The sequence below is a fragment of the Salinibacter ruber DSM 13855 genome, from assembly GCF_000013045.1.
GTDB classification, from domain to species: domain Bacteria; phylum Bacteroidota; class Rhodothermia; order Rhodothermales; family Salinibacteraceae; genus Salinibacter; species Salinibacter ruber.
In genome coordinates, this window is record NC_007677.1 from 3,118,891 (window position 1) to 3,141,532 (window position 22,642).

A 22,642-nucleotide genomic window follows, 5' to 3' on the forward strand; every position below is an offset into this window, starting at 1 on the left:
TCAGCCCCCGAAGTCGCCTTTGGTCAGTAGAGGCATGTACGACATCCCACGCGGCTTCCGGCGTCTCTCCCCGAATGTGCACCCGAACGGACCGCGGGCGTCCAGGTGCACCACAGGCCGGCACCGCAGTTCTGCTCCGACCACCGGTGCCGCCCCCCGCTCTCTTCCGTCGAGAGGCGGCACCGCCTTGTCTCGGGCGTCCTCGGGGCGACAACGGATCCGGACGGACAGACGCGAGCGGCGTCCTTCTGCGTCCTATGCCCCGAGCTCCGGCGCCTCCCGTCGGCCGGCCGCGCCGTCCCCGGTCGTGCTCTCGAACCCCCCTTCCGTGCCGTTGGCGGGCGCTTTCGGGCCGTCCGCACGGCCGTTGGCGTCCCGACTGCCAACGTGGAACTCGTCGACCAGCCCGCGGAGGCTGCCCGTCAGCTCCTCCAGCTCCGTGGCCGCCTGCACGACCTCTTCGATGCCCTGCGCTGACTCGTCGGACACCTCGGAAATCGACTGCACGCTTTCGGAAATCTGGTCCCCGGTCGCCGCCTGCTCTTCGGTCGCGGTGGCGATGCTGTCGACCCGGTCGGTAATGCCCCCGGTGCTGTCCACAATCTCTTCGAAGGCATCGGCCGCCTGCCCGGCCAATTCAATTCCGGCCTCCACCTCGCTTTGTCCCTGCTCGATGGCGCCGACCGCCTCGCTGGTGTCCTCCTGAACGGAGGAGACCATCTGCTCGATCTCGTCGGTGGCCTTCGACGTCCGCTCGGCCAGCTCGCGGACCTCCTCGGCCACGACGGCAAATCCCTGTCCCGTCTTTCCGGAGCCGTCGCCCCCCGCGCGGGCCGCCTCGATGGCCGCGTTTAGGGCGAGAAGGTTCGTCTGATCGGCAATCTCGTCGATCGTCGCCACGATCTTGCCAATCTCCTCGCTCGATTCCTTCAGTCCACTAACGGTCCGGGCGGAACGCTTCACGACGTCCCCGATCTCCCGCATCTTGTCGACGGCCTTCAGCACCACGTCTCCATTCTCCTCGGCCAGCTCCCCATTCTTCCGGGCGGCCTTGGCCGTCTCGGTCGCGTTCTCCGCGTTGTCGTCGATCGTGCGGGCCATCTGCTCCATGGCGGCGGCAACCTCGTCGGCCTGCTGGGCCTGCTTCTGCACCCCGGCGTTCAGCTGATCGGCCGAGCTTGCGAGCTGGTTGGCGACCGCGTCGGTCTTCTCGACCGCTTCAGACAAGCGGTGAAAGACCTGCTGAATGTTCTGGACGGACTGGTTGAACTTGCCCTGCAGACGCCCGATTTCTTCGGCCTGCGAGGCATCCATCTTGGACGCAAGGTCCCGGCCCTCCGTCTCGGCGTCAACTTGGACCGTCAGGTCTCCCCTGACGAAGCGGTCCATGGCCCCGACCATCCGGTCCACTTCTTCGGAGAGGGCCTCCTTCTCTTTCTCCCGCTTGTTGGCGAGGGACTCCGCCTCGCGCTTCGTCTCCTCGGCCTCGGCCTTTCGCTCCTCAACCTCCTCAATACGGGTGAGGAGGGACTGGCGAAGGTCGTCGACGGCCCGGTACACGTCGCCGAACTCGTCGCCGCGGCCGGTGCGGATGGACTTGTCGAGGTTGCCCTCCGCGAGCTTCGAGGTGACGTAGCGCAGGTCCGTGAGGGCCGTAATGGTGATCGTTCCCGTGATGGACCCGATCGTGAGGAACCCGACGAACGTCGCCAGCCCGCTGGCGAGGGGGCTCTCTGTGACTAAGACCGTTGTCACGATCATGACGCCAGTCAGCAAATACCAGAAGACGTACTTCGTCAGAAAGCGTTTCATGGGAAAGTAGGGTGTTGGGAGCCAAACAGTGAGGAGAAAAGAAGCAGGGGCGGCGCTTAGGCGGCAGACGTGACTGTCGCTGCCCCCCCCTGCCCAGAAGCGGTCTCGGGCTCTCCGCCGGTCACCTTGACAAAGTTCTTGCGCGCCCGGTAGATGAAGTAGACAAACGGCACCTTCGCGGTCACGTCCAGGTAGCTGATGATCACCGCGATTCCCGCCGCGTCGACCCACTGCAGGCCCGGCCCGAAGAGCCACACCAGCGGGTAGGCGAGCCAGAGCAGCCCGACGTAGTTCAGCAGGAGCCGCGCGAGCCGCCGGTGGGAGGGCGGCTCTCCGAACGCCGAGTTGCGCACCGGCCCGTAGAGGAGCGCGAGGAGGGTCAGGTGGCAGGCCGAGGACAGCCCGAAGAACACCCACTGGGCCGTGGACGAAAACACGACGGCCCCCAGGCCGAACACGATCATCATGAAGTCGGCCAGGGCGGTGCCCGCGATCATGCCCCGGCTGGCCCCGGCGATGTACGCGGTGTACCCCACGAGAAGGGGCGTGGTGAGGGCCCAATCAATATACCGGGGGATGGGCACATGATACCCCTGAAACTGCACCGACCCGACGTCGAACGTCATGAGCAGGTACATGAACGCGGCAATTCCGGGAATGGCCCAGACGTAGTCGAAGTCGAGTCCCACCTCGTCGCCGACCAGCGACAGTGCAGGGGGAATCCCAACGAGCATTCCAAGGGTTCCGATGATGTAGACGATCGTAATCGGGTCCATGGGGGTGTGTATCTCTGAATCCAGACAGAACGTTTGGGGCTCCCTTCCGAGAGAGAAGCTTCTCTCCGGAGAGCGTTTTTCAGCAAGGCATTCCTCCAGCAGGGTTGAGGAGAGGCCCGCAGACCGCTCTTCTCTTCCGTGGGACTGTCGCTGGCCTCCGCGATAAATCCTTGCATCCTTCCTTTCTATTTTATCGGTCCTGATGTCTGACTTTTAAGCCAGATGTGCTCTATTTATTTCTTTGTATTGATCACAAAAAAGCGGGGTACTCTGCGCACCGAGCCGGTGCTGAATTCGGTTTTCCGGGCAGACATGCCGGGCGGGCCCCGCACGGGACGACGATCAGTGGGATGATTCCGAAGGACACCACGGGCGGGTCTTCGGAACGCCCCACTCATCCACCGACTCGGTCGGACCGGCCCGTTTTCTTCTCGTTCGGGTCCGTTGCTGAACGCTTGGCCTTCCGGTCCGCCGCCGGAAGCCGGGCGGTGAACGTGCTGCCCTGCCCCTTTTCCGTCTCCACGTCGATGGATCCCCCCATCTGCTCGGTCGCCTTCTTCGTCACCGCCAGCCCGATGCCAGTGCCCTCGTACTCGCGAGACAGCCCCTCGGACCCCTGCCGGAACGGCTCGAAGAGCGACTCGGCCACCGCCGGGTCCATCCCAATGCCGGTGTCCTCGATTTGCAGCACCGCCTCCCCGTCTTCTCGGTACGTCCGCACCTGCACCGTCCCTTCCTCCGTGTACTTAATCGCGTTGGACAGGAGGTTCTGGAGTACGATCTGGAGCCCCCCCTCATCGGCCCAGGCGCCAGCCTCTTCGGCCTCGACCTCAAGCGCAAGGCCGCTGTCGTCCGCCTCCGCCGCAAACTCCCGGGCGACCTGCCGAGCCTGACCCGCCAAATCGATGGGGCGGGACTCCAAGGTCATCTGTCCGGCCTCCAGCTTTGAGAGGTTGAGCACCGCATCCAGGGTGTCCAGCAGCCGCCGGCCACTGTCTTCAATCAGGTCCGCGAAATGAGCGACGCCGCCGTCCCCGTCGATCTCGTCCCCGATCGCCTCGGCGAACCCAATGATTCCGGTCAGCGGCGTGCGAATCTCGTGACTCATGTTCGCGAGCATGGCGGACTTCATGCGGCTGGCCTCTTCGGCCTCCAGCTTTGAGAGCTCGGCCTGCTCCTTCGCCTGTTTGAGCCGCCGCGCCTTCCGCTTCCGTTCGGTGATGTCCCGGGCCGTGACAAAAATCGAGACGACCTCCCCCTCCTCGCCGGTCACCGGACGCATGATGCCGGTCACGGTCCGGGCCTCCCCGTCCGGGGTCACGTGCTCGGCCTCGAACCGCACGTATTCCCCCTCCGCCACGCGCTCGACCTTCTCTCGGACCGCCGACCTGTTTTCCGTTTCCCACCAGGGGGTTTCCCAGAACGGCCGGCCGAGAACGTCCGCCCGGGTCGCCTCGATGTACCCGAGGGCCGTGTCGTTGACCTTCTGGAACGTCCCGTCCGGCGAGAGCACGCCGGCGAGGATGTTCGGGTCGTTCAGCATCGCCTGGAAGCGCCGTTCGCTCTCCCGCAGCTCCCGCTCCCGACGCTTCTGTTCGGTGATGTCCGACAGGACGACCGTCTGGGTGTCCATGCCCTGTCCCAGGCTTGTCTGGATCACCCGAAAGTACCGGCAGTGCTCCGCTGGGTGCACGCTGGCGTCGGACTGCTTGGGGGTAGTCATCGCCCGTTCCTCCTGGCACTCCTGCGCCTCCCCCTTCTCGAACCCAGCCCGCCACGCCGGCTCCCCACGGCGAATCGTCTCCCCGAGTCCGGGCAATGCCTCCGTCAGCGGCCGCCCCAGGTCCTCCTCGCTCAGCGGGGGAATGATCTCCTTAATCCCCCCGCCGAGCCCCCGAATCCGCCCCTCCCGCCCGATCGTCAGGTTCGGCTCCTCGACGCTCCCGGTCAGCTGCACGACGCTGAACTGCGTCTCGTAGGCGAACAGCAGCCCCACCGCAAACACCGCCACCCCCAGCGGCTCGTGGGTGATGTCCAAGAGCGCCGGCTGGACGTGCCCGATCACGTTGAAGACCGCCGGCAGGGCCGTGAGCCCCGTCAGCACCCCTAGCGGGAGCACCTTCGCCTCCGCCTCGAGAAGAAACTCAAAGATCATCAGGTAGCCGGCTGCCGACAGGGCGTAGGCCACGGCCATTACGACCCAGTAGAGCGTCTCGTGGGTCACGACCAGGCCGAAGGCGCCCCCCGCCGGCTCCAGCCCGTAGTAGAGGCCGTGCAGCGGGTTGGTCACCTTCAGGGCGGTCACGATCACGTACACGGCGATCGCAAACTGTTGGACCCTTCGGTTGCGGTGGAGGCCCCGCCCGCTGTAGGCAGAGCAAAACCAGAGCCAGGCGAAGACGGTGCCGAAGCCCACGATCAGGCTCAGCTGGTAGAAGAGGTGCTTCTCGAGGGCCGATCCGACGAGCAGAAAGCCCACGTAGGCCCCGGCCCAGACGGCACTTCCGGAAAAGAACCACGTCAGGGCCTGCCGGGTCTCCGGCGACGGAACCGACCGGGCCCGCCAGGCGGCCCCCAGACAGGCAGCGGTCGCGGCGACGAAAGCAAGAAGATAACCGGTGTAGGTCAGGGGCGTGGATGCCTCAATCAGGCTTCCGATCATGGGCGGGTCGTTGTGCAAAAAAGCTCGCTACAGCACAGCATCCACTCTAATGGAGCAAGAAAGGGACCGTGTATACTCCATCTCTTGATCCGTATCGGACTCGTCAAACTCGACATGGGTCGTCACAGCCCCCGTCAAATTTCCTCCTTCGGTGGTCCTCGTATCGGCCGGCCGGCGCGACGAACGGGCCTTTCACAGCTACCAGCCCCCGGTAATTTTACAGCGTAGGCGCTACGACACCGGGCCGCGCCCCCCCACTCCAGCGGGCCTCCAGTGCCCGTTCGGGCCCGGCATCGTTTTTTCTGTATTGAACCGCGCCCGCCCAGCATTGCGCGGTGGCCGTTTTCTCCCTCCCGTCGTGGCCCTTCCTCGACGATCGGTGCTGGGGCACGGTCGTGAGATGTCCGCGCGGCACAGCTCACCCCGGCGGATGTGGGACATAGTGTATTTTTAAAATCTACGCCTTTAATGCCTCGCCGGTCGGGCCGATGATTATAATCCAACGGACGAGAAGCCCCCCTGGGCGTGGCCGTACGGGGCCCATCTCCTCGGCTACCGCACGGCCGGCACGAGCGACCGCATCATCTGGTGCCGCACGACGCACCTGACCTCCGACTTTTCTCTCTGCTTTGCATGGACGGCGAGACGCTTCCTGTCGACGAACACGGCCACGTTCGGGTCGCCCGCCTACTGTGTCTGCTGGGGGCCGTCCTGGTATCCCTGTACGTCCCCCTGTACGGGGCCGGTGCCGACGCCCCAGTCTCGATGAGCTGGCTTCACTTCGGCGTAGCGGGACTGCTCGTGGCCCTGATCGGCGCCTCGTACATCTCCGACACGGTCCGTCGCCGCCACGTGGCGATCACGTGGGGGCTGCTCTACGCCATCATGGGATGGACCGCGGTCCTCGCCGCGCTCAACGAGTTCGCCGGGGGATACGCGGTGGGCGTCCTTCTGGTCTACGCCGTCTTCGGGGGCGTGGTGGCACTGGGAAGCGCGTCGATGAGACCCGTCTTGACGTTTCTTCTGGCGGGCCTTTTGGCGGTTGGGGGGGCACTGCTGTGGGCCCCTGTGCTCCAGACGAGTCCCTGGGCGCTGATCGGGGCCATGGGCGTCGTGGCCCTCGTCGAAGGGGCCACCCTCCGGTGGGTTCGGTCGGTGTGTGCCCGCCTTCGGACCCAGGGGCGAACCCTTCGCGAGCAGCGCGACCTCCTGGACCGTCTCGTGGAGACGAGTCCCCACGCGGTCGTTCGGGTCGACGCGAGCGGGGCGCCCACCGGTGCAAATGGCCGGGCCGAAGAGATTCTCGGCCCCGATGTGGAAGCGGCGTCCGGCGACTCGGACGGGGCCACCACAGGCGGGTCTGCCGGAGACGAGGAGACAACGCCCCCCGGCACCCGCCCCCTGTCGCAGGTTCTGCAGGTGAGGCGCGTCGTGCGCAACCTAAAGTGCTCGGTCGAGCGGCCGGACGGCACCCGGCGCGTGCTTTCGGCCAGCGGCGCGCCGGTGCGGGGGGCCGACGGGACGATTCGCGAGGCCGTCTTTCACCTCGAAGACGTGACCGAGCAGGAACGTCGGAAGCAGGCCCTCCGGCGGGCCGAAGAGGAGATCGAAGAGGCCGACCGCCTCAAGTCCGCCCTGCTGGCGAACATGAACCACGAAATCCGCACCCCCTTGACCGCGATCATCGGGTTTGCCGAGGCGATCGGCACGACCGCCAGTGAGATGGACCTGCCCGAGCACACCCCACTGACCGGCTACGCCGACCTGATTGAGCAGAGCGGGAAGCGCCTGCTCGACACCTTCGAGGACATACTGGACCTCTCCCAATTGGAGGCGGGCCAGATGGAGCTCGGCATCGAGACGGTCGACCTCGCCGAGCAGGCCCGCCGGGCCGTCCAGGAATGCGGGGCCAACGCCCAGGACAAAGAGATCGACGTGCGGCTGGAGGCGACCAGCGTCTCTGCGCGTGCCAACGAGAACGGGGTCCAGGTCGCGCTGCAGAACCTCCTGGACAACGCGATCAAGTACACGGCGGATGGGGGCACCGTGTGGGTGCGGACCCGTCCGGAGCCGGGGAGGGCTGTGCTGGAGGTCGAAGACGACGGAGCCGGGATGGAGCCGGAGACGGTCGATCAGCTCTTCGAGCCGTTCCGACAGGCCTCCACCGGCATGGCACGCGAGTACGAAGGCGCCGGCGTTGGCCTCGCGGTCACGAAGGAGGCGACCGAGCAAATGGGCGGGGCGATTGAGGTGGAGACCGAGCCGGGGGCAGGCAGCCGGTTCCTCATCCGATTCCCGATGGCGGACCACAGCACTCACGACTGCGGGGACGGCCCCGTTGAGCCTTCCGAGGAGGTCGCCGATGCGCATCGGGACCCCCAGACGACCGTGACGAACTGACGCCGAATACGACTGCCCCCACGCTTCCCCATCCCCTTTTCGTTCCTGCCGACCATGAGCACACGCGCCGTGGAGACCGAAGCATTGGAGGCCAAGTTTCCCACGCTCCCCTCTGCGATCGAGGCGGTAGAGGAGTTGATCGCGTCCGGACAGACCGATCCCGAGAAGCTGATCGCGGTCGTCAAGCAGTGTCCGTCGACGTCCCTCAATGTCCTCCGCCGGGCAAACTCTGCCTACTACGGCCTGCGACACGAAGTTGAAAGCGTCGAGCAGGCGGTACGCCTTCTCGGCTTCGTCGAGGTGACGTCGATCGTTGTGCTTGAAGGCGCCAACGAGATGCGGGACCAACTCACGAACCACACGGGCCTTCTCGACCGCATCATGCACGCCGCCATTTTCACCGGCCGGTTCACCCAACAGCTGACTCGCCAGCTCGACCTGGCGGACGAATGGGCGCGCCCAGCCTTCTCGGTGGGGCTCCTCCACGTGATGGGCCGCCTCGTGCTTCTGTACTCCGCCCCGGCCCAGTATGCCCCGCTGGCCGATGGACAGGACGACGCTCTTCCCGAGGTGGGGGATGAACGGCGCCTCTTCGGGGAGGGCCATCGCACCCTCGCCCGCCGCGCCGGCGAACACTGGAACCTCTCCGACCGCATCTGCTCGGTCCTACACCGCGCCATCGACCTGTCCGGGCCTTCGACGGGCCGACGGTGGACGCTGGCAGTGGCCGTTCGGGCGGGGAGCGCCCTGGCCCAGCGTGACCTGAGCAACGCGCCGCTCGCGCTCCCGAAGGGCCTGCCCACCGCCGACGCCTCCCTGCCGGAGGAGCTCGTGGCCGTCGCCGCCGACGACGCGACCGACTACGCCGCGAACCTGGGCACCTTTTGAGGCGTCCCGCCCTCCACGGCAGCCCGGCGCGGAGGGGCTCGGGACGGCTGCTTCAGGCCCCCGCGTGTCGGCCGCCGCGTCATCCCGCGGCCCATGTCATCCTGCGGCCCGCGTCAGTGGGTCCTCATCGACGAGCGGGCCGGACCCGTCGCTCAGAATGTTCTTGACGACGTCCTTGCTCATGCCGAGTCCCACGCCGGTGCCGATGCCGGACACCCCCAGTACCGTCACCTGATCCGGGCCGATGAGGTTGAAGGCCCGGCGCTTCAGCTTCGACGTCCGGAGCTCGAAGTTGCGCTTGAGCGCCTCGAGGGAATTCTGTAGCGAGATGGCCTTCTTGAGCCGCGCTCGGAAGTTGGCCAGGTCCCGGTCCAGCTCCGACGCCCCCTCCTCCAGCTTCCGCCGCGCCTCGATGAGCACCTCCTGGCGCTTCTCGTTGACCAGCTCGGTGATGTCGGTGTCCAGCGAGATCTTGGCCTGCTGCAGCTCCGGGGTCAGGCGACGGGCCTGTTTCCGCTTCGTGCGGAGCTCGGACTCGACGGCCTTGACGGCCGACTCGAGCCGCACCTGCCGCTTCTCCTTCATGGCGTCGATCTCCTTGAGGAGCGTGCGGATCTCTTCGAGGTCCTCCAGGATCTGATTGTCGGCCGACGGCATGCTCACGTTCGTCACCTCGATGCCGAAGTCGTCGGAGAGGTGGTCGTTGAGCGCCGCCACGATGTTGTCGAGCGAGTCGCGCCCGCTGAACTTCACCCGGGCGTCCTCCACGGACGTGATGATGCGCAGCGCGATGTAGGAGGCGTAGAGGTTGAGGCTCTTCATGATGCCCGCCGGGGTGGTGTTCGCGATGAACTTCTTCGCGTCGACCACCTGGAAGACGATCTGGCTGGAGATGCCGATGCTCGCGTAGTCGGCGGTAAAGTTCGCGTTGTGCATGTCCACCACCTGGTCCCGCTTCGAGACGAGGTACGGGATGTAGTCGGAAAATCGAAACAGCCAGTTGCGCCCGTTGCGGGTCTCTTTGTTCTCGTAGGGCTCCCCAAAGCGGCAGAGCACCCCCTCGTAGCCCTCCGGCACGTCCACCTTGGCGTTGAGCACGTACCGGGCCCCGAACGCGAGGGCGCCGCCGAGGAAAAACAGGTACGCGACCACGTTGAGAACCGAGGGCAGAAGGACCAGCAGAAAGAGCCCCATGAGCAGGGGCCCGATGCCCGCAAATCGGCGCCGGTCGGGGACAAACCTGAGCACCTCCTCCTCGTCGATCCCCCGAAACTGTTCTTTGAGCGTCTCTCGGGCCGAGTCGGTTACCATCCCGACCATCGCCCCGAGCTTGTCCTCAATCTCCCCCTGCACCTTCTTCCGTCCCTCCTCGATGGAGGCCTGAAGCTCATCCGAGGCCTTGTCGCCGACCTCGTTTGCGATGTCGCCGGCGGCGTCCTGTACGCGTTCCATGGTTGGTTGGGCGTCTTTGATGCCAACGGAAGTGAACTGCGGACGGCCCGCGGGGCGCGCTAGCCCTCCTGCAGCGACGCTTCGACGTCCTCGGAAATTTCTTCGAGCCGCGACTCGACGTTGTCCAGTGAAAACCGCTCGGTCGAGATTTCCGACTCGGACGAGATCTGGTCGAGGGCCGTCTGGAGGCGATCCATGATCTCGCTGACGTTCACGTCTTCGGCCTTCCCCTCAATCTCCTGGATGATTTCCTCAATCTCTGCCTCGGTGTAGGAGTCGCCGGCCTCCTCGACGAGGCGTTCGAGCTGCCGGAGCGTTCCGGTGTCTTCCAGCACGCGCTGGACCACGTCCTCCCCAGGGATGATGTCCTCATTCACCCCATTTACGACGACGGACTCGACCTGCGGGACGTACTCCGGCAGCTTGGTTTCGAGCTCGTCCAGAATCTGCTCCCACTCCGAGTTGAACCGCTCGATGGCCCCGATCGTGCTCATCTCTTTGGCCCGAATCTGCGCCTGCAGGGACTCGATGAGCGAGATGGCCGGGGCGATCTCCTCCTGCGCCGCGTTCTCGATCGTGGCCTCGCGGGCCTGCATGATGGCTTCCTTGTTCTCCTCGTCGTTGAGCGTCTGCCGCATCGACTTGATCTCGCGGAGGACCTGATCGGTCTCCCGCACCGCCAGCTTGAGCTCGGCCACCTTCGCCTGGATTTCCTCGTCGATCTCCTCCTCGGTAATTTCGCGCAGCGTCTCGGTGGCCTGGCGCAGCCGCGTGATCGACGACACGAGCGGCAGGGCCAGCGTACGCAGGTAGTCCCCGCTCGTGAGGTTGCCGACCGGGATGTGGTCGATGATGTCGATGCCGTAGTCCGAGCCGAGCCGCTGCAACCGATCCAGGATCTGGCGCCGGTCCGGGTCGTCGGACTCCTCGAGGTCGAACTGAGAGATGTCAATCTCCTCGATCTGGGAGGCGCCCGTGAGGTACTCAACCGAGAGGTCGCTCGACTCGAGGTTGTCGAGGCGCTCCGTGACGCTCTCCCCCTCGATCTCCGGCACCGCCACCGACTCGACCATGAACTGGTTGAACTCCCGCGCACTGATCTTGAGCACCGCGTCCTTGATGATGCTCTCGTAGACCTCCCGGAGCTGGCGGAGGAATTTCTCGAAGCCGCCCCGCTCGAGGAGGCGGTACGTGTCGGTGACCCGCATGCGGATGGCCCCCCGGTACTTCTGGGTGATGTTCTCGCTGGTGTTGCCGTCAATCTCCGGCATCTCCAGCACGATCAGCTTCGAGGAGACCACCGCGTAGGGCTGCACCCGCGGATCCAGCACAAAGCTCCACTCGCCGGGCCGGAGCGTCTTGACGATCTTCTCGTGCTTCATGAAGTGGATCTCGGCCCCCGGCTGGCCGGTGTAGAGGTTGTTTTTCACCAGCGAGAACCCGAAGTATAGCAGATAGAGCACGACCGCGGTCAGCCACGTCCCGAGCGACACCACTTCCCACCCGTGGAGCGCATCGACCGTCCAGTGCACGCCCTCCGGCAAAACGCCGAGGGGCTGGTGCAGAAAGTACACCGAGAGGACGAACACAAGGCCGAGGGCCCGGAAGAACGTCGGGAAGAAGCTGAACACCCCACTCTCAACGTAGACGATGCCGATGGTCTGTCCGTCCGGGTCCTGTTGCCCGATCCGCCGGAGCGCGTCCTGGTAACTGCCCCGCTTCTCGGTGACTCCAATCACAGAATCCATGGGGGAAGGGTCGGTGGGTGTAGAAGAGCGTTCTCTGAATGCCGGGTCGCGGGCCGACGCGGCCCGTCCGTGGGCCGGAGAGTGGAATCGTCGGATTTTTGCTGTTTCCCGCGTGCCCCTTCACGACGAAACGGGCGGAGTTGTTACAGGCCCCGCATCGCCGACCGGAGTACCGTTCCGCCTTCCGTCTTCCCGCCACCACTTGGCCCCTACGGCCTCATCTGGGGGCAGGAACGGTCTGTTCGGGGCAGGCTTATGTGCAGTAGCGATGATGCTGGTTCCCCTGTCGCCCTCCTCTCCGACAGTTCCGGACGCCGATGGACACGACTTCCGAAGACACGCCCCCGAACGTTTCGTTTCGAACACGCCTCGCTGTCCTCCGGCCGCGAGATCATGCGACCCTGCTCCTCACGCCGATACTCGTGGGGCTCGGCCTTCTAGAGGGGGCCACGTCGGGGGGCGCCCCGGCCGACCTGTTCTCCGCGGGCCTTCTGCTTGCGTTGGCGGCCGTGGGCGGGTACCGGTCGTACATGGCGTGGCGGAAACCCTCCTCTGATTTTCAGGCCGGACGGCCGGAGGGCAATCCGGCATCGTAGGGGAGACGCAGGGCGCACGTGGTCACGGCCCCCTCGCCCTGGAGACGCCGAGACGCCCGAACACGTGCCGTTTCGTCTGCGTGGTCCCCGAACGTTCGAACACGGGAGCACCCGGGACGGAGCGCACGCCGCCGAGACCGGGCCCTGGCGCGTTCGAAGGGCCCTCCGAACCTCGCCGCTTTCTCTTTCGCACCGCTCCACTGCTACATGCCCGACTCCGTTGACGCCCTCGACCACGAGCGGTTCGTCCGGGCCGCCATCGACGAAGCTGGCTCGGCCCAGGACGCCGGCAATCCGCCTTTTGGCGCCGTGCTGGTGGGCCCGGGCGGGACGGTCCTAGACCGCGCCGGCAATACGGAGGGCCGCACGGGGGACTGCACGGGGCACGCCGAGACCAATCTCGTCCGCGCCGCCTCTCAGGAGTATGACCCGGAGCGGCTCGCGAAGGCCACCCTCTACGCGAGCACGGAGCCGTGCGCGATGTGCGCTGGGGCCATCTTCTGGGCCCGCATCGGGCGCGTCGTGTTTGGGCTGCGCGCCGAGCGCCTCTACGACATGAAGGGCGACGCCGGGCGCCAGTTGGCCCTGTCCTGCGAGGACGTGCTCGCCCGGGGCAACCACGAGGTGGAGGTCGTCGGGCCGGTGCTGGAGGACGAAGCCGCGGCGGTGTTCGACATTTCATGACTTCCACGGGCGCATGGCTCTCCGCTCAGGTCTCATCGTGGCGGACGCGCGTCACCACCGCGGTTTGGACACCGGTCAGATGCGCCTAGGGGGCAAGCTCATGCCGAACATTCTCGGTCAGTCCCCACTGCGCCCAGTCCGTTCATCAGCTACGATGCCATCGACGCCGGCAGCTCCGCCTTCTTCGTCCCCACCTCCGGGTCTGCCCCGTCGCCGCCCGGCGACGGCAGGTCGTCCGGCACGTCGGGCTTCTTCGTGTCCACCGCGTCCGGGTCGGCGGTCTCCTCCGGCAGCTTGGCGGCGGGCACCTGGATGTCGGGCGCGTCGGGCTTGAAGTTGAGCATCACTTCGAGCACGCCCGCCTTCGTCTCCGGCTGCATCAGCTCGTGCCGCAGCGTCGACGCGTTGCGGAAGCCCTTGAAGTAGCTGCTGTAGTTCTTGCGCATCTCCATCACGCCGGTCCGCTCGCCCAGCCACTCGCACTTGAGCGACAGGTGCTCGGCCACCACCTGTACGCGCTCCTCCCAGTCGGGGGGCGGGGGCAGCTCGCCGGTCTCCATGTAGGTCTTCGCGCGCTCAAAAATCCACGGGTTGCCGAGCGCCCCGCGCCCGAGCATCACGCCGTCGACGCCCGTCTCCTCGAACATCGCCTCGATGGCCTCCGGGTCCAGCGCATCCCCGTTCCCGATAAACGGCATGTCGCGGGTGCCCTCCTCCTTGATCGTGCGGAGCCACTCCCACCGGGCGTCGCCCTTGTACTTTTGCTCCCGGGTGCGGGCGTGTACCGTGAGCGCCGCGACGCCCATGTCCTCCAGCATGCGGGCCACGTCCACGATGTGAATCGAGTCGTCGTCCCAGCCCAGGCGCGTCTTGACCGTGACCGGGCGGGTGGCCTCCTCCATCACCGCCGCCGTGATGTTGCGCATCTTGTCGAGGTTGCGCAGCACCCCGGCCCCGCCGTCCTTCTGCACGATTTTGCGGACGGGACAGCCGAAGTTGATGTCGATCACGTCCGGCCCGGCGGCGTCGACCATGGGCGTCGCGTTGCGGACCTCGTCGATCCCGCCGCCCCACACCTGAATGCCGATGGGGCGCTCCTCGTCGAAAATCTCCAGCTTCTGGTGCTCGTGCTCCTGCTCGCGGAGGAGCCCCGCGGAGGAGACGAACTCGGTGTACATCATGTCGGCCCCGTACCGCTTGCAGAGGATGCGGAACGGCGGGTCGCTCACGTCCTCCATGGGCGCGAGGAAGAGGGGCCGGTCGTCAAAGTCGAGGTGGCCGATGCGCATCGAAACGAGGCCGACTTGGTTTGTAGCAGTGTGTTGCAAGGTGTCCAGAAACGGATTGTGCGCGGACGGTGGTTCCGAGAGTGTGCTGAAACGTTGAACGTTCGCACGTTTAACGAGAGCCTGTACCCATTCCGGTCGCTCATTCGTACGTTGGGTGCACGGCCTCTTTTTCCTTGACCTTCTGGCCTTCATGTCCGACGAACACCGCTTTTCCCGCCTCCGTCCGCTCTCGCTCGGCCTGCTCGCGCCGCTCGCGGTGCTACTCACCGGCTGCGGCGGCCCCAACCTCATCGAGCGTCTGTCGATCGGCAATTGGGGCTTCTGGGGCACCGTCATCATCGTGCTCGACCTCGTGGCACTGGTCGACCTGCTCGGCGACGGCACCCGGAGCACGACCAGCACGGTCGTCTGGGCGCTCCTGATCGTCTTCGCGCCGGTGCTCGGGGTGATCCTGTACTTTATCTTTGGTCGCGAGTAGCCCCATGGAGAGCCGCACGGAGATGCACGCGTGGACCTCCGGGCGGGCCGCCGGGGGCTGGGGGGCTGTCGCCGCAATCGCGGCGGGCCTGCTGATGATGGCCTGCGGCGGGCCCCGTGCCGTGACCGAGCCGGACCCGGCGGCGCAGTACCGGGCCGCCATTGCGGACGCCCGCACGGCGGAGCCGTCGGAGATTGCGACCACCCTCACGCCCCTCGTCCCGTACAACGACGCGCTCGTCTGGCGCGCCCCGGCCGACTCGACGCGGCAGGTGCTCGTGGTGACCTGGGGCGGGGCCGACACCCTCCCCGCCGCCACGGCGGGCGACACGGTGACGGCCGACCGGGACGTGTGGGTGACCGCCGCCCCCGCCCTCAAACAGTTCTGCCGCGCCTCCGACCGCACCGACAATGCCCTCCGGCTCCGCCTCGCGCAGCGCCTCGGCCTGCCGCCCGACGCGGACTACGACCGCTTCGTGGAGCTCTGGGTCCGCCCCCGAGACCTCGTGCGCCCCTGTCCCGACCCCGAAGTGACGGACCGTGAGTGCGAACTGCGCCCGCCCAAGCCCCAGACGCACGTGCCGGTCAGCGACGCCCACCAGGATTGGTTTCAGGGGTTGAAGGAGACCTCCTACGGCCCGGACGGATACCCTTTCACCGGCCTCGGCTACACCTACGACTGGCACCCAGCGACCGACGAGGTGGGGCCGAGTGAGTTCGTGCTGCGGCCCGGCGAGCCCGGCATCGTCCGGGCCACGTACTCGACGGCCGCGTACTGCGACGGCTCAGGGTGACCGGCATCTTTTCTTTGCGGTTTACACGATCGTGCCGACGGATGCCTACTTTGGCGATGCCGCTGTCTGTTTCCCACCGGCCCGCCCCCACATGCCGATCCGACGCTCGCTGACGATCGCCCTTTTCCTCCTCTTTCCGGCCCTTGGCTCTGGATGCCAGTCGACAGCGCCGTCCACCTCCTCGCCCTCGGCAACGGAGGACGCCCCGGCGCCCCTGATCGTGATTTCCATCGACGGCCTCCGCTGGGACTACCTCGACCGGCACGAGGCGCCGGCCCTGTCGCGGATCGCCGAGGATGGGGCCCACGTCGATCACCTCACGCCGGTCTTTCCCACCAAGACCTTTCCCAACCACTACAGCGCGGTCACGGGCCTCTACCCGTCCCGCCATGGCATCATCGCAAACACGATGTACGACCCGGCGATGGACGCCTCGTTCAGCCTCAGCGACCGGGAGGCCGTGATGAACCCGGACTGGTGGGGCGGCGAGCCGATCTGGGTCACCGCCGAGCAGCAGGGGCGCACCGCGGCCACGTACTTCTGGCCCGGCTCCGAGGCGCCTGTCCGGGGCACGCGGCCCACCGAGTGGTTTGAGTACGACGGCAGCGTGCCCGGCACCACGCGCGTCGACCAGGCCCTGCAGTGGCTCGATCGCCCGGCGGACACGCGCCCCGACCTCATCACGCTCTACTTCAGCCGCGTCGACACGAAGGGACACAGGCACGGCCCGCGCTCCGACTCGGTCGCCACGGCCCTGCGGGAGGTCGACGGCTTCATCCAGCGCCTCCTCGACGGCCTCGCTGCGCGGGGCCTCGCGGACGCGGTCAACGTGATGGTGACCGGCGACCACGGCATGAGCCCCACGTCCCGCGACCGCACCATCGTGCTCGACGATTACATCGACCCCGACGACGTGCGGCTCACCGCCCGCAACCCGGTGGCCATGATGGAGCCCCGGCCCGGCATACCGGCCGACTCGGTGGTGACGGCGCTCGACCAAGCCCCTCACCTGTCGGCGTACCGGCGCGGCACGCTGCCGGACACGCTCCACTTCGAGGGCCACCGCCGCATTCCATCCGTGATCGCCGTGGCCGACGACCGGTGGAGCATCCGGACGCAGGCGTGGATGGACGAGAACCCGGACTGGACCGGCGGCGGCACGCACGGCTACGACCCTCGATCCGAGAACATGCATACGCTGCTCGCCGCCCGCGGGCCTGGATTTCGGCGCAACACGACAGTCGATCAACTGTCCCTGCTCCACCTCTACGAGCTGATGAGCGCACTGCTCGACGTGGAGCCCGCCCCCAACGACGGGCGCCTGGAGGCGGCCCGGCCGCTCCTGCTGCCGGCGTCCGCCCGGACGGCGGAGTAGCCCGGCGGCCGCCTCGGGGGCACGTCCTAGGCGGACACGGGCGATTCCTCGCCGAGGCGCACCACCTCGTCGGCGAGCGGGCGGAGCGCGTCTGTGAGGTGGCTGGCCACGACGGCAAGCCCGCCGTCCGCCACAAACTCGTCTACGAGGTCGACGGTGGCCTCGGTGGTGGCGGTGTCGAGGCTGCGGAGGGGCTCGTCCATGAGCACGACCGCCGGCTCGGCCACGAACGCAGCGGCCACCTGCGCCTTCTGCGTCATGCCGCTGGAGTAGGTGCCGATCAGGTTCGCGCGGCGCTCGTCGAGCCGGAGGCGGTCGAGCACCGCCGCGATCCGGGCCGGGCCCTCGTCCTCCGTCCAGTGCCCCCGACTGCGCAGAATCCACTCCAGCAGCTCCACCGCCGTGAGGTGCTCCGGCAGCTCGGGCCCCGCGTGGACGAGGCCCACCCGCTGGAGGTACCGGTACGGGTCGTCGTGCACGTCGATCTCGCCGTAGCGCACCGCCCCGTCCGTGGGGTAGGCCTGCACGGCCAGCAGGCGCAGGAGCGTGGTCTTCCCCGCGCCGTTGGGCCCCACGAGGAGCGTGAGCGTCCCCGGCTCAAACGACCGCGAGAGGTTCGACAGGACGGGCGGCCCGTCGCCGTACCGTTTGGACAGGGCGTCGAGGGCAAGCGTGTCGGCCATAGCGCGAGTCGATGTGGAGAAAAAGGGGTGGGCAGTTGGGGCCGCGGTGCCGGCTACGCGGCGGAGCGCACCGATCCTTCCGTCGCGAGGGTGACGGCCGTGGCCGCCGCCGCCGAGAGCCCGACGTGGACGGCCGCCCAGGTCCCGACCCAGGCCCATCCGTAGGCGTCGCCAAACAGCACCACGAGCGCGAGGCTGCCCATGTGCGGCCCGAACCAGCGCAGGTTGACGAACGTGCGGGTCCCGATCCAGTCGCCCACCGACTGCAGGGCGCGCTGAAAGGGGCGGGGGGCTGCCGAGGGGGTTCCCAGCACCGCACAGGCGGCGACCTGGCCGGTGAAGACCAGCGTTAGGTACCCGGTGATGAAGGCCGGCGCCCCCCCGCGGATGCAGAAGAGCCAGAGGCCCAGGTGGGCCACGGCCACGAGGCGGCCGAGGGGCAGGCGGCGGTCGAGCTGCCGGATGCTGGCCCAGGCGGCCGGGCGCCACCGTGCCGGCACCCAGTAGAGCGCGTCGTACGGCACCGGTTCGCGGTCGGTGGCCGCCACCGTGCCCCCGCCCAGCACCTCCGCGTAGAAGGCCGTGGTGTGGTAGAAATGTCGGTCGTACGCGGCCCGCGACCGCCACAGGCGCACGCCCGCCCAGCCCACGAGGAGCGCCCCGGGTGCCCACGCCAGCCCGTGCAGCCCGTTGGCCGCGGCCGCCGCGGTGGCCACCACGACGGCGACCCCCACCGCGAAGCACCGCGTGGTGGCGAAGAGGGCGGGCACCAGCCCCCGCGGGAGACTAATCCCCTGGCCCTGCTCCTCCACGGCCCGGGCGTACCACTGTCCCGCCCGCCCCTCATGCCAGGCCTGCGACCGGGCCCCAAGGGTGGCAAAGTGGACGAAGCTGTCCAGCGCGGTGCCCCCAATTAGGAGGAGCCCCTGCCCCAGGGCGACGGTCTTCACGCCGAGGTGCTGGAGGGGGCTGCCGGAATCCCCGTACGCCACCAGAACGGCCGGCACCGCCGCCAGCAGCACGAGCGGCCCCAGGCGGCGCGCCTGGTAGCGCAGGAGCCGCGGGGGCGACCAGTTCAGGCGCTGTAGCATCGAGACGTTCGGGTCCGGGAACAGCACGTTCGGCGGCGCCACGGCAAACACCCCCGCCCCCGCCAGCGCCCACAGCCGGAGCCCGGCGGCCCGCGCCCCGGGATCGGCCCCGGCGGCGAGCAGCAGGGCCGCCGCACTCAGCACCCCCAGGAGCAGTCCGTAGGCGAGCCGGGACGCCCCCCCGCGGACGTGACGAATCGGGGCCGGCAGGGAACGAGACAACACGAGGGGCGGGGCGATTTCGACAATTGGCGGTGAAAGCAACGTATTGCCGAGCGGGCCTTCCTGTCCATCCGCCCCCGGGAAAATCAGACCAAATGTGCCCGAATTGCCGTCCGTTCGTGTCCGCACTCGCCCTTGTGAAGTTTCCCCAAAACCAGGGATCCGGTTGTAAGATCGGGGCGCCTCGGGAGACTCATTATAATGAACAAGTTTCGCGGATGCGCTACGGCCCGTGTCATGCCTGATCGGGACGACGAGTTTGTACAGCTGGTGCGCGAGAACGACGTGCGTCTTCGCAAAATCTGCCGCGTATACGCGGACAATACGGAGGCGCAGCGCGACTTGTACCAGGACATTCTCGTGGAGCTCTGGCGGTCCTTCTCCTCGTTCGAGAGGGATGCTCAGCCAGGCACCTGGCTCTACCGCGTGGCCCTCAACACCGCCTTGAGCCACGACCGCTCTCGGGCGGTGCGGAACGAAGCAACGCTCGACGCCGACCATCCGGTATGGACGGACGGCGTGAGCCGCCCCGACAAGCGTCTCGATCGGGACGAGAAGCTTGACCGGCTGTACGCAGCTATCGACCGTCTCGACGACGTCGACAAGGCACTCGTGATGATGTACCTCGACGAGAAGAGCTATCGGGAAATGGGCGATGTGCTCGGCCTCAGCGAGTCCCACGTCGGCGTAAAACTACACCGAGTCAAGAACAAATTGGCCTCCTGGCTGGAGGCCCCTCCAGCATGAACCTCGACGACGCCAAAGAGCTCTGGACCTCCAAACAAGATTCCAACACCCCGCCCATGTCTGCACGCTCCCTGTCCGACGACGAACTGCTGCACTTTGTCAAAGAGAAGGCCGAGGCCTTCGACCGACGACTCTGGCGACGCGATCTTCTGGAATCGATCGCCGCCGTCGCGGTCTTCCTGTTCTTCGGCTGGATTCTGCTCCGGGATCCATCCTGGTGGACCCGCTCCGGCGCCCTTCTGCTCATGGCGGGAAGCGCGTACGTATTTTGGCGCCTGCGTCGGGCCCGCACCCGGTACGCGGCCCCCTCGGATCGCCCCGTAGCGGAGGTCCTCCGCACCGAACGGGCAAAGGTGGAAGAGCAAATTCAGTTGCTCGACACCGTTCTCTGGTGGTACCTTGCCCCGATTACACTGGGCGCCCTTCTCATCGTGGTTGGGAGTAATGGGTGGACCTGGAGTGCCCTCGTTCAGGCGGTCTTGGTGCTTCTCGTCACCGGGGCCCTCTACCTGTTCAACCAACGGGGCCGGCGTTGCACCTACGAGCCGCGCCACGAGAAACTGACCCGCCTACTCGAACAGGTGGAGGAGAACACCCCCTGACCGACAACGCCGGGCCTCTTGCCGTCGGGGCAGCACGGCCCCGCTGGGCCTTCCCGAAAACCTCTCCTCCGACACGCGTGTACACGCCACGGCACGTCACATTTTCCCGCACTGCCCGCTGCGCCCCTCATGTCCACGCGTTCGCTCGCCGACGCCCTTTCGGAGCGCCTGCTCGACACGTTTCCGGCCGACCAGGCCTACACGAAGGCCGACTGGGCGACGGACGCGATGCCGGAGCCCCTCCGTCACTACCTGACCCACCTCCTGCGGCACCATCATCGGCGCGAGGCGCGCCAGCTGCGCCGGGCGCGGACCGACTGGGTGGACTACGACCACCCGGAGATGGAACAGGCCACCCATTCGTTTCTCGACGCGACGGAGCAGCACATGCAGGTGCCCCGTGACCAGTGGACCGACACGCTCCGCACCGCCGCCCGCCGCACGACGAACTACCTCGTGCGTCCCGTCCCGACACTGCGCGCCTTTGTATTCGAGGACGCCGCCGGGGCGGTGCCGGTGCCCCAGGTGCAGTGGCGCATGCGCTTCTTCGGGCCGTACGCCTACCTTCGAAACGCCGTGCAGGCCTTCGCCGACAAGCAAGACCGGGACGCCTTCACCCCGGATGCCTTTGAGCGTGTCCTCCGGCGCGTCGACGAGCGCATGACGGCGGACTTCGACGCGGACCGCTGGCTCGACCTGCTCGATCCCCTCTTCGACACGGCCCGCTGTGCCACCGACCGCCCCCAGGTGCCCCTCCCGCTCCTGCGTACGTTCTTCGAGCAGAAGAACGCCGCCCCTCTCGTCGAACGCCTGACCGCCCACGGCCGGACCGCAGACGCCGACGCCGTGGCCCCCGATACGCTGCGTCGACTGATCAACGCGGCCCCCGCCCAGAGCTCTTCCCCCGAAGTCCCCTCCGGAAAACGCGACGCCCCGGACGCCCCTCTGGACCCCGACCTCCACAAGCCGACCGACGAGGCCTCCGCCCCGCGGTCGAACTCCTCGTCGGAGGCCGCCCCCGAAGCCACACCGATGTGGAAGCAGTTCGAGCAGGACGCCAGCCGGCGCCGCACCGAGACCGACGCGTCCAACGATGACGCCCAGCCCCTCTGGGCCCAGTTCCAGCAGCGTCCCGCAGACGGATCCAGGCAGACGAACGCTTCCTCTCCCCCTACGGGTGCGGACTCGTCCTCTTCGTCGGGCGGGCGGTCGACCGCCTCCGACCCCGACGACGCCCTGTCGGCCCTGGAACGGGAGGTGTTCGGGCCGTCGCACACGCCGAAGCGGGAGGTGTACGTAGACGCCCTCTTCGACGGCGACCGGGACGCCTACCGCCGCGTGTTGAAGCGCCTGCGCACGGTGGACAGTTGGAGCGACGCCTCCCAGATCATTTCGGACGACGTATTTCGGCCCTACCAGGTCAACATCTACAGCGACGCGGCGGTCCACTTCACCAATGCCATCGAGGCGACCTTTCGCTGAGCCCCACAGGCGGGCCCGCAATCTTTCGCCCGCAATCCTTCGATGCGGCCCCCCTGCGATGCGGCCCCCTGTCTTCCTCGCTCTCTTCGCAAACCGGGGGCGGCCCCTGGGCCGCCGGTGGGCCCTGGCCCCCGACGCTCACGCCGTCTCCAGCCCGATGTGCCGAAGCACCTCGTCGGGACAGCCGGTCCACTCGGCCACAAACTGGTTGCCCTGATACTGCAGGTCCTCCATTCCCATCTTTGAACTGAAAAACCCCGAGGCGGTCAGGTCGCGGAGGCTGTTGAAGAACTCGACGCCCGGCTGCATCTCCGGCGCGGCGGCCTCCGGCCACGCGATGTCGTCGAGCAGCCCCTGCTGTTGGGCCTCGGTGCACTCGACGAACGGGGTGCCGTGCCGGTCGAGGCACGTGTAGTCGATCCACGCCAGCCCCCCGCGAAAGGCCGCCTGCTGCTCCTCGCGGTCGGGCAGCGCCTCGTCGGTCAGGATGTGGTCGATAAATTCCGGCACGCCCGCGTCGGTGGCACTGCCGGAACGGTCGTCCGCCGGGATGATCCAGTCGGTCAGCACGCGGACCGTCTCGAACTCGTGGTCGGTAAGGAGCTGACGGTCGTAGTCTTGCGGCGCCGGCCGGGTGGGGGCCTGTTCGGCCTGCTGCTCGCGGGCCCGCTGCACGTCTTCGGAGGAGCAGGCCACGCTAAAGGTGGGCGCGGCCGCCATCAGGCCCAGCATCTTGAGGGCGTCTCGGCGGTTGAGGTCGCTCATGGAAGTCGGGGGAGGCGGTGAGGAAACGACGTGCGGACAGGAATGCTCAGGGTGAAGGGCGCGCGGCGGGCGCGCCCTCCCTCTCGGGGACGCAGGC

General features: G+C 67.4%; 19 protein-coding genes. 10 read left to right on the forward strand and 9 right to left on the reverse strand.

The features are described from left to right. Positions 1-255: 255 nt before the first annotated feature. The 3 genes from SRU_RS13160 to SRU_RS13170 form a co-directional block, all read right to left on the reverse strand. On the reverse strand, positions 256-1,812 hold the full coding sequence (locus SRU_RS13160) for a methyl-accepting chemotaxis protein (protein WP_011405222.1): 1,557 nt from the start codon (positions 1,810-1,812) through the stop codon (positions 256-258). Positions 1,813-1,868: 56 nt separating this feature from the next. Next, positions 1,869-2,588 (reverse strand): bacteriorhodopsin, encoded by a 720-nt coding sequence (locus tag SRU_RS13165; RefSeq protein WP_011405223.1) that lies wholly within the window; start codon positions 2,586-2,588, stop codon positions 1,869-1,871. Between the two features lie 394 nt (positions 2,589-2,982). Then, positions 2,983-5,250 carry a sensor histidine kinase gene (locus tag SRU_RS13170; protein ID WP_011405224.1) on the reverse strand — a complete coding sequence of 756 codons (2,268 nt, stop codon included), beginning with the start codon at positions 5,248-5,250 and terminating at the stop codon, positions 2,983-2,985. A gap of 633 nt (positions 5,251-5,883) precedes the next feature. Between SRU_RS13170 and SRU_RS13175 the strand changes: the two genes are divergently transcribed. Both SRU_RS13175 and SRU_RS13180 read left to right on the forward strand, forming a co-directional pair. Then, positions 5,884-7,650, forward strand: a complete 1,767-nt coding sequence (locus tag SRU_RS13175; protein WP_164923658.1) for an ATP-binding protein — start codon at positions 5,884-5,886, stop codon at positions 7,648-7,650. 54 nt (positions 7,651-7,704) lie between these two features. Then, on the forward strand, positions 7,705-8,538 hold the full coding sequence (locus SRU_RS13180; RefSeq protein WP_221231597.1) for an HDOD domain-containing protein: 834 nt from the start codon (positions 7,705-7,707) through the stop codon (positions 8,536-8,538). A gap of 96 nt (positions 8,539-8,634) precedes the next feature. On the opposite strand, the gene SRU_RS13185 is transcribed toward SRU_RS13180, so the two are convergent. Beyond that, positions 8,635-9,990, reverse strand: a complete 1,356-nt coding sequence (locus SRU_RS13185; protein ID WP_164923659.1) for an SPFH domain-containing protein — start codon at positions 9,988-9,990, stop codon at positions 8,635-8,637. A 59-nt stretch (positions 9,991-10,049) separates the two neighbouring features. Beyond that, positions 10,050-11,738 carry a hypothetical protein gene (locus tag SRU_RS13190; RefSeq protein ID WP_011405228.1) on the reverse strand — a complete coding sequence of 563 codons (1,689 nt, stop codon included), beginning with the start codon at positions 11,736-11,738 and terminating at the stop codon, positions 10,050-10,052. A 317-nt stretch (positions 11,739-12,055) separates the two neighbouring features. Here SRU_RS13190 and SRU_RS13195 point away from each other — a divergent pair, with 317 nt between their 5' ends. After that, positions 12,056-12,334, forward strand: coding sequence for a hypothetical protein (locus SRU_RS13195; RefSeq protein WP_011405229.1), 279 nt, complete (start codon positions 12,056-12,058; stop codon positions 12,332-12,334). Positions 12,335-12,541: 207 nt separating this feature from the next. After that, a complete protein-coding gene (locus SRU_RS13200) occupies positions 12,542-13,018 on the forward strand; it encodes a nucleoside deaminase (protein ID WP_164923660.1) in 477 nt (158 codons plus the stop codon). Between the two features lie 149 nt (positions 13,019-13,167). Here SRU_RS13200 and dusB read toward each other — a convergent pair whose 3' ends face one another. Then, positions 13,168-14,307 carry a tRNA dihydrouridine synthase DusB gene (gene dusB, locus SRU_RS13205; RefSeq protein ID WP_237701753.1) on the reverse strand — a complete coding sequence of 380 codons (1,140 nt, stop codon included), beginning with the start codon at positions 14,305-14,307 and terminating at the stop codon, positions 13,168-13,170. 190 nt (positions 14,308-14,497) lie between these two features. Here dusB and SRU_RS13210 point away from each other — a divergent pair, with 190 nt between their 5' ends. The 3 genes from SRU_RS13210 (at position 14,498) to SRU_RS13220 (ending at position 16,953) form a co-directional block, all read left to right on the forward strand. Then, complete coding sequence (locus SRU_RS13210; RefSeq protein WP_011405232.1) at positions 14,498-14,785, forward strand: PLDc N-terminal domain-containing protein; 288 nt, start codon at positions 14,498-14,500, stop codon at positions 14,783-14,785. A gap of 4 nt (positions 14,786-14,789) precedes the next feature. Next, positions 14,790-15,578: a hypothetical protein gene (locus SRU_RS13215; RefSeq protein ID WP_237701754.1), complete on the forward strand. Its 789-nt coding sequence runs from the start codon at positions 14,790-14,792 to the stop codon at positions 15,576-15,578. A gap of 91 nt (positions 15,579-15,669) precedes the next feature. Beyond that, complete coding sequence (locus SRU_RS13220) at positions 15,670-16,953, forward strand: ectonucleotide pyrophosphatase/phosphodiesterase (RefSeq protein WP_164923663.1); 1,284 nt, start codon at positions 15,670-15,672, stop codon at positions 16,951-16,953. 26 nt (positions 16,954-16,979) lie between these two features. Here the strand turns inward: SRU_RS13220 and SRU_RS13225 are convergent, their stop codons facing one another. Both SRU_RS13225 and SRU_RS13230 read right to left on the reverse strand, forming a co-directional pair. Beyond that, complete coding sequence (locus tag SRU_RS13225) at positions 16,980-17,636, reverse strand: ATP-binding cassette domain-containing protein (protein ID WP_011405235.1); 657 nt, start codon at positions 17,634-17,636, stop codon at positions 16,980-16,982. A gap of 53 nt (positions 17,637-17,689) precedes the next feature. Beyond that, the gene (locus tag SRU_RS13230; RefSeq protein ID WP_162713405.1) at positions 17,690-18,952 is read right to left on the reverse strand and encodes a hypothetical protein; all 1,263 of its coding nucleotides are present in this window, start codon (positions 18,950-18,952) and stop codon (positions 17,690-17,692) included. 234 nt (positions 18,953-19,186) lie between these two features. On the opposite strand from SRU_RS13230, the gene SRU_RS13235 reads away from it, so the two are divergent. The 3 genes from SRU_RS13235 to SRU_RS13245 all read left to right on the forward strand — a co-directional run bounded on the left by SRU_RS13235 (position 19,187) and on the right by SRU_RS13245 (position 21,780). After that, a complete protein-coding gene (locus SRU_RS13235; RefSeq protein ID WP_162713406.1) occupies positions 19,187-19,696 on the forward strand; it encodes an RNA polymerase sigma factor in 510 nt (169 codons plus the stop codon). 56 nt (positions 19,697-19,752) lie between these two features. Beyond that, the gene (locus tag SRU_RS13240) at positions 19,753-20,298 is read left to right on the forward strand and encodes a hypothetical protein (protein ID WP_146032014.1); all 546 of its coding nucleotides are present in this window, start codon (positions 19,753-19,755) and stop codon (positions 20,296-20,298) included. A gap of 129 nt (positions 20,299-20,427) precedes the next feature. Then, positions 20,428-21,780 (forward strand): hypothetical protein, encoded by a 1,353-nt coding sequence (locus SRU_RS13245; RefSeq protein ID WP_183958871.1) that lies wholly within the window; start codon positions 20,428-20,430, stop codon positions 21,778-21,780. A 138-nt stretch (positions 21,781-21,918) separates the two neighbouring features. On the opposite strand, the gene SRU_RS13250 is transcribed toward SRU_RS13245, so the two are convergent. Further along, entirely contained in the window at positions 21,919-22,545 is a 627-nt protein-coding gene (locus SRU_RS13250) for a gluconate 2-dehydrogenase subunit 3 family protein (protein WP_103017578.1), read from the reverse strand. Positions 22,546-22,642: the final 97 nt, after the last annotated feature.

What these genes read in the sequence shown, in the direction of transcription:
- SRU_RS13160 (WP_011405222.1), bottom strand. Translation starts at nt 1,812, where the DNA reads ATGAAACGCTTTCTGACGAAGTACGTCTTCTGGTATTTGCTGACTGGC.
- SRU_RS13165 (WP_011405223.1), bottom strand. Translation starts at nt 2,588, where the DNA reads ATGGACCCGATTACGATCGTCTACATCATCGGAACCCTTGGAATGCTC.
- SRU_RS13170 (WP_011405224.1), bottom strand. Translation starts at nt 5,250, where the DNA reads ATGATCGGAAGCCTGATTGAGGCATCCACGCCCCTGACCTACACCGGT.
- SRU_RS13175 (WP_164923658.1), top strand. Translation starts at nt 5,884, where the DNA reads ATGGACGGCGAGACGCTTCCTGTCGACGAACACGGCCACGTTCGGGTC.
- SRU_RS13180 (WP_221231597.1), top strand. Translation starts at nt 7,705, where the DNA reads ATGAGCACACGCGCCGTGGAGACCGAAGCATTGGAGGCCAAGTTTCCC.
- SRU_RS13185 (WP_164923659.1), bottom strand. Translation starts at nt 9,990, where the DNA reads ATGGAACGCGTACAGGACGCCGCCGGCGACATCGCAAACGAGGTCGGC.
- SRU_RS13190 (WP_011405228.1), bottom strand. Translation starts at nt 11,738, where the DNA reads ATGGATTCTGTGATTGGAGTCACCGAGAAGCGGGGCAGTTACCAGGAC.
- SRU_RS13195 (WP_011405229.1), top strand. Translation starts at nt 12,056, where the DNA reads ATGGACACGACTTCCGAAGACACGCCCCCGAACGTTTCGTTTCGAACA.
- SRU_RS13200 (WP_164923660.1), top strand. Translation starts at nt 12,542, where the DNA reads ATGCCCGACTCCGTTGACGCCCTCGACCACGAGCGGTTCGTCCGGGCC.
- dusB (WP_237701753.1), bottom strand. Translation starts at nt 14,307, where the DNA reads ATGCGCATCGGCCACCTCGACTTTGACGACCGGCCCCTCTTCCTCGCG.
- SRU_RS13210 (WP_011405232.1), top strand. Translation starts at nt 14,498, where the DNA reads ATGTCCGACGAACACCGCTTTTCCCGCCTCCGTCCGCTCTCGCTCGGC.
- SRU_RS13215 (WP_237701754.1), top strand. Translation starts at nt 14,790, where the DNA reads ATGGAGAGCCGCACGGAGATGCACGCGTGGACCTCCGGGCGGGCCGCC.
- SRU_RS13220 (WP_164923663.1), top strand. Translation starts at nt 15,670, where the DNA reads ATGCCGATCCGACGCTCGCTGACGATCGCCCTTTTCCTCCTCTTTCCG.
- SRU_RS13225 (WP_011405235.1), bottom strand. Translation starts at nt 17,636, where the DNA reads ATGGCCGACACGCTTGCCCTCGACGCCCTGTCCAAACGGTACGGCGAC.
- SRU_RS13235 (WP_162713406.1), top strand. Translation starts at nt 19,187, where the DNA reads ATGCCTGATCGGGACGACGAGTTTGTACAGCTGGTGCGCGAGAACGAC.
- SRU_RS13240 (WP_146032014.1), top strand. Translation starts at nt 19,753, where the DNA reads ATGTCTGCACGCTCCCTGTCCGACGACGAACTGCTGCACTTTGTCAAA.
- SRU_RS13245 (WP_183958871.1), top strand. Translation starts at nt 20,428, where the DNA reads ATGTCCACGCGTTCGCTCGCCGACGCCCTTTCGGAGCGCCTGCTCGAC.
- SRU_RS13250 (WP_103017578.1), bottom strand. Translation starts at nt 22,545, where the DNA reads ATGAGCGACCTCAACCGCCGAGACGCCCTCAAGATGCTGGGCCTGATG.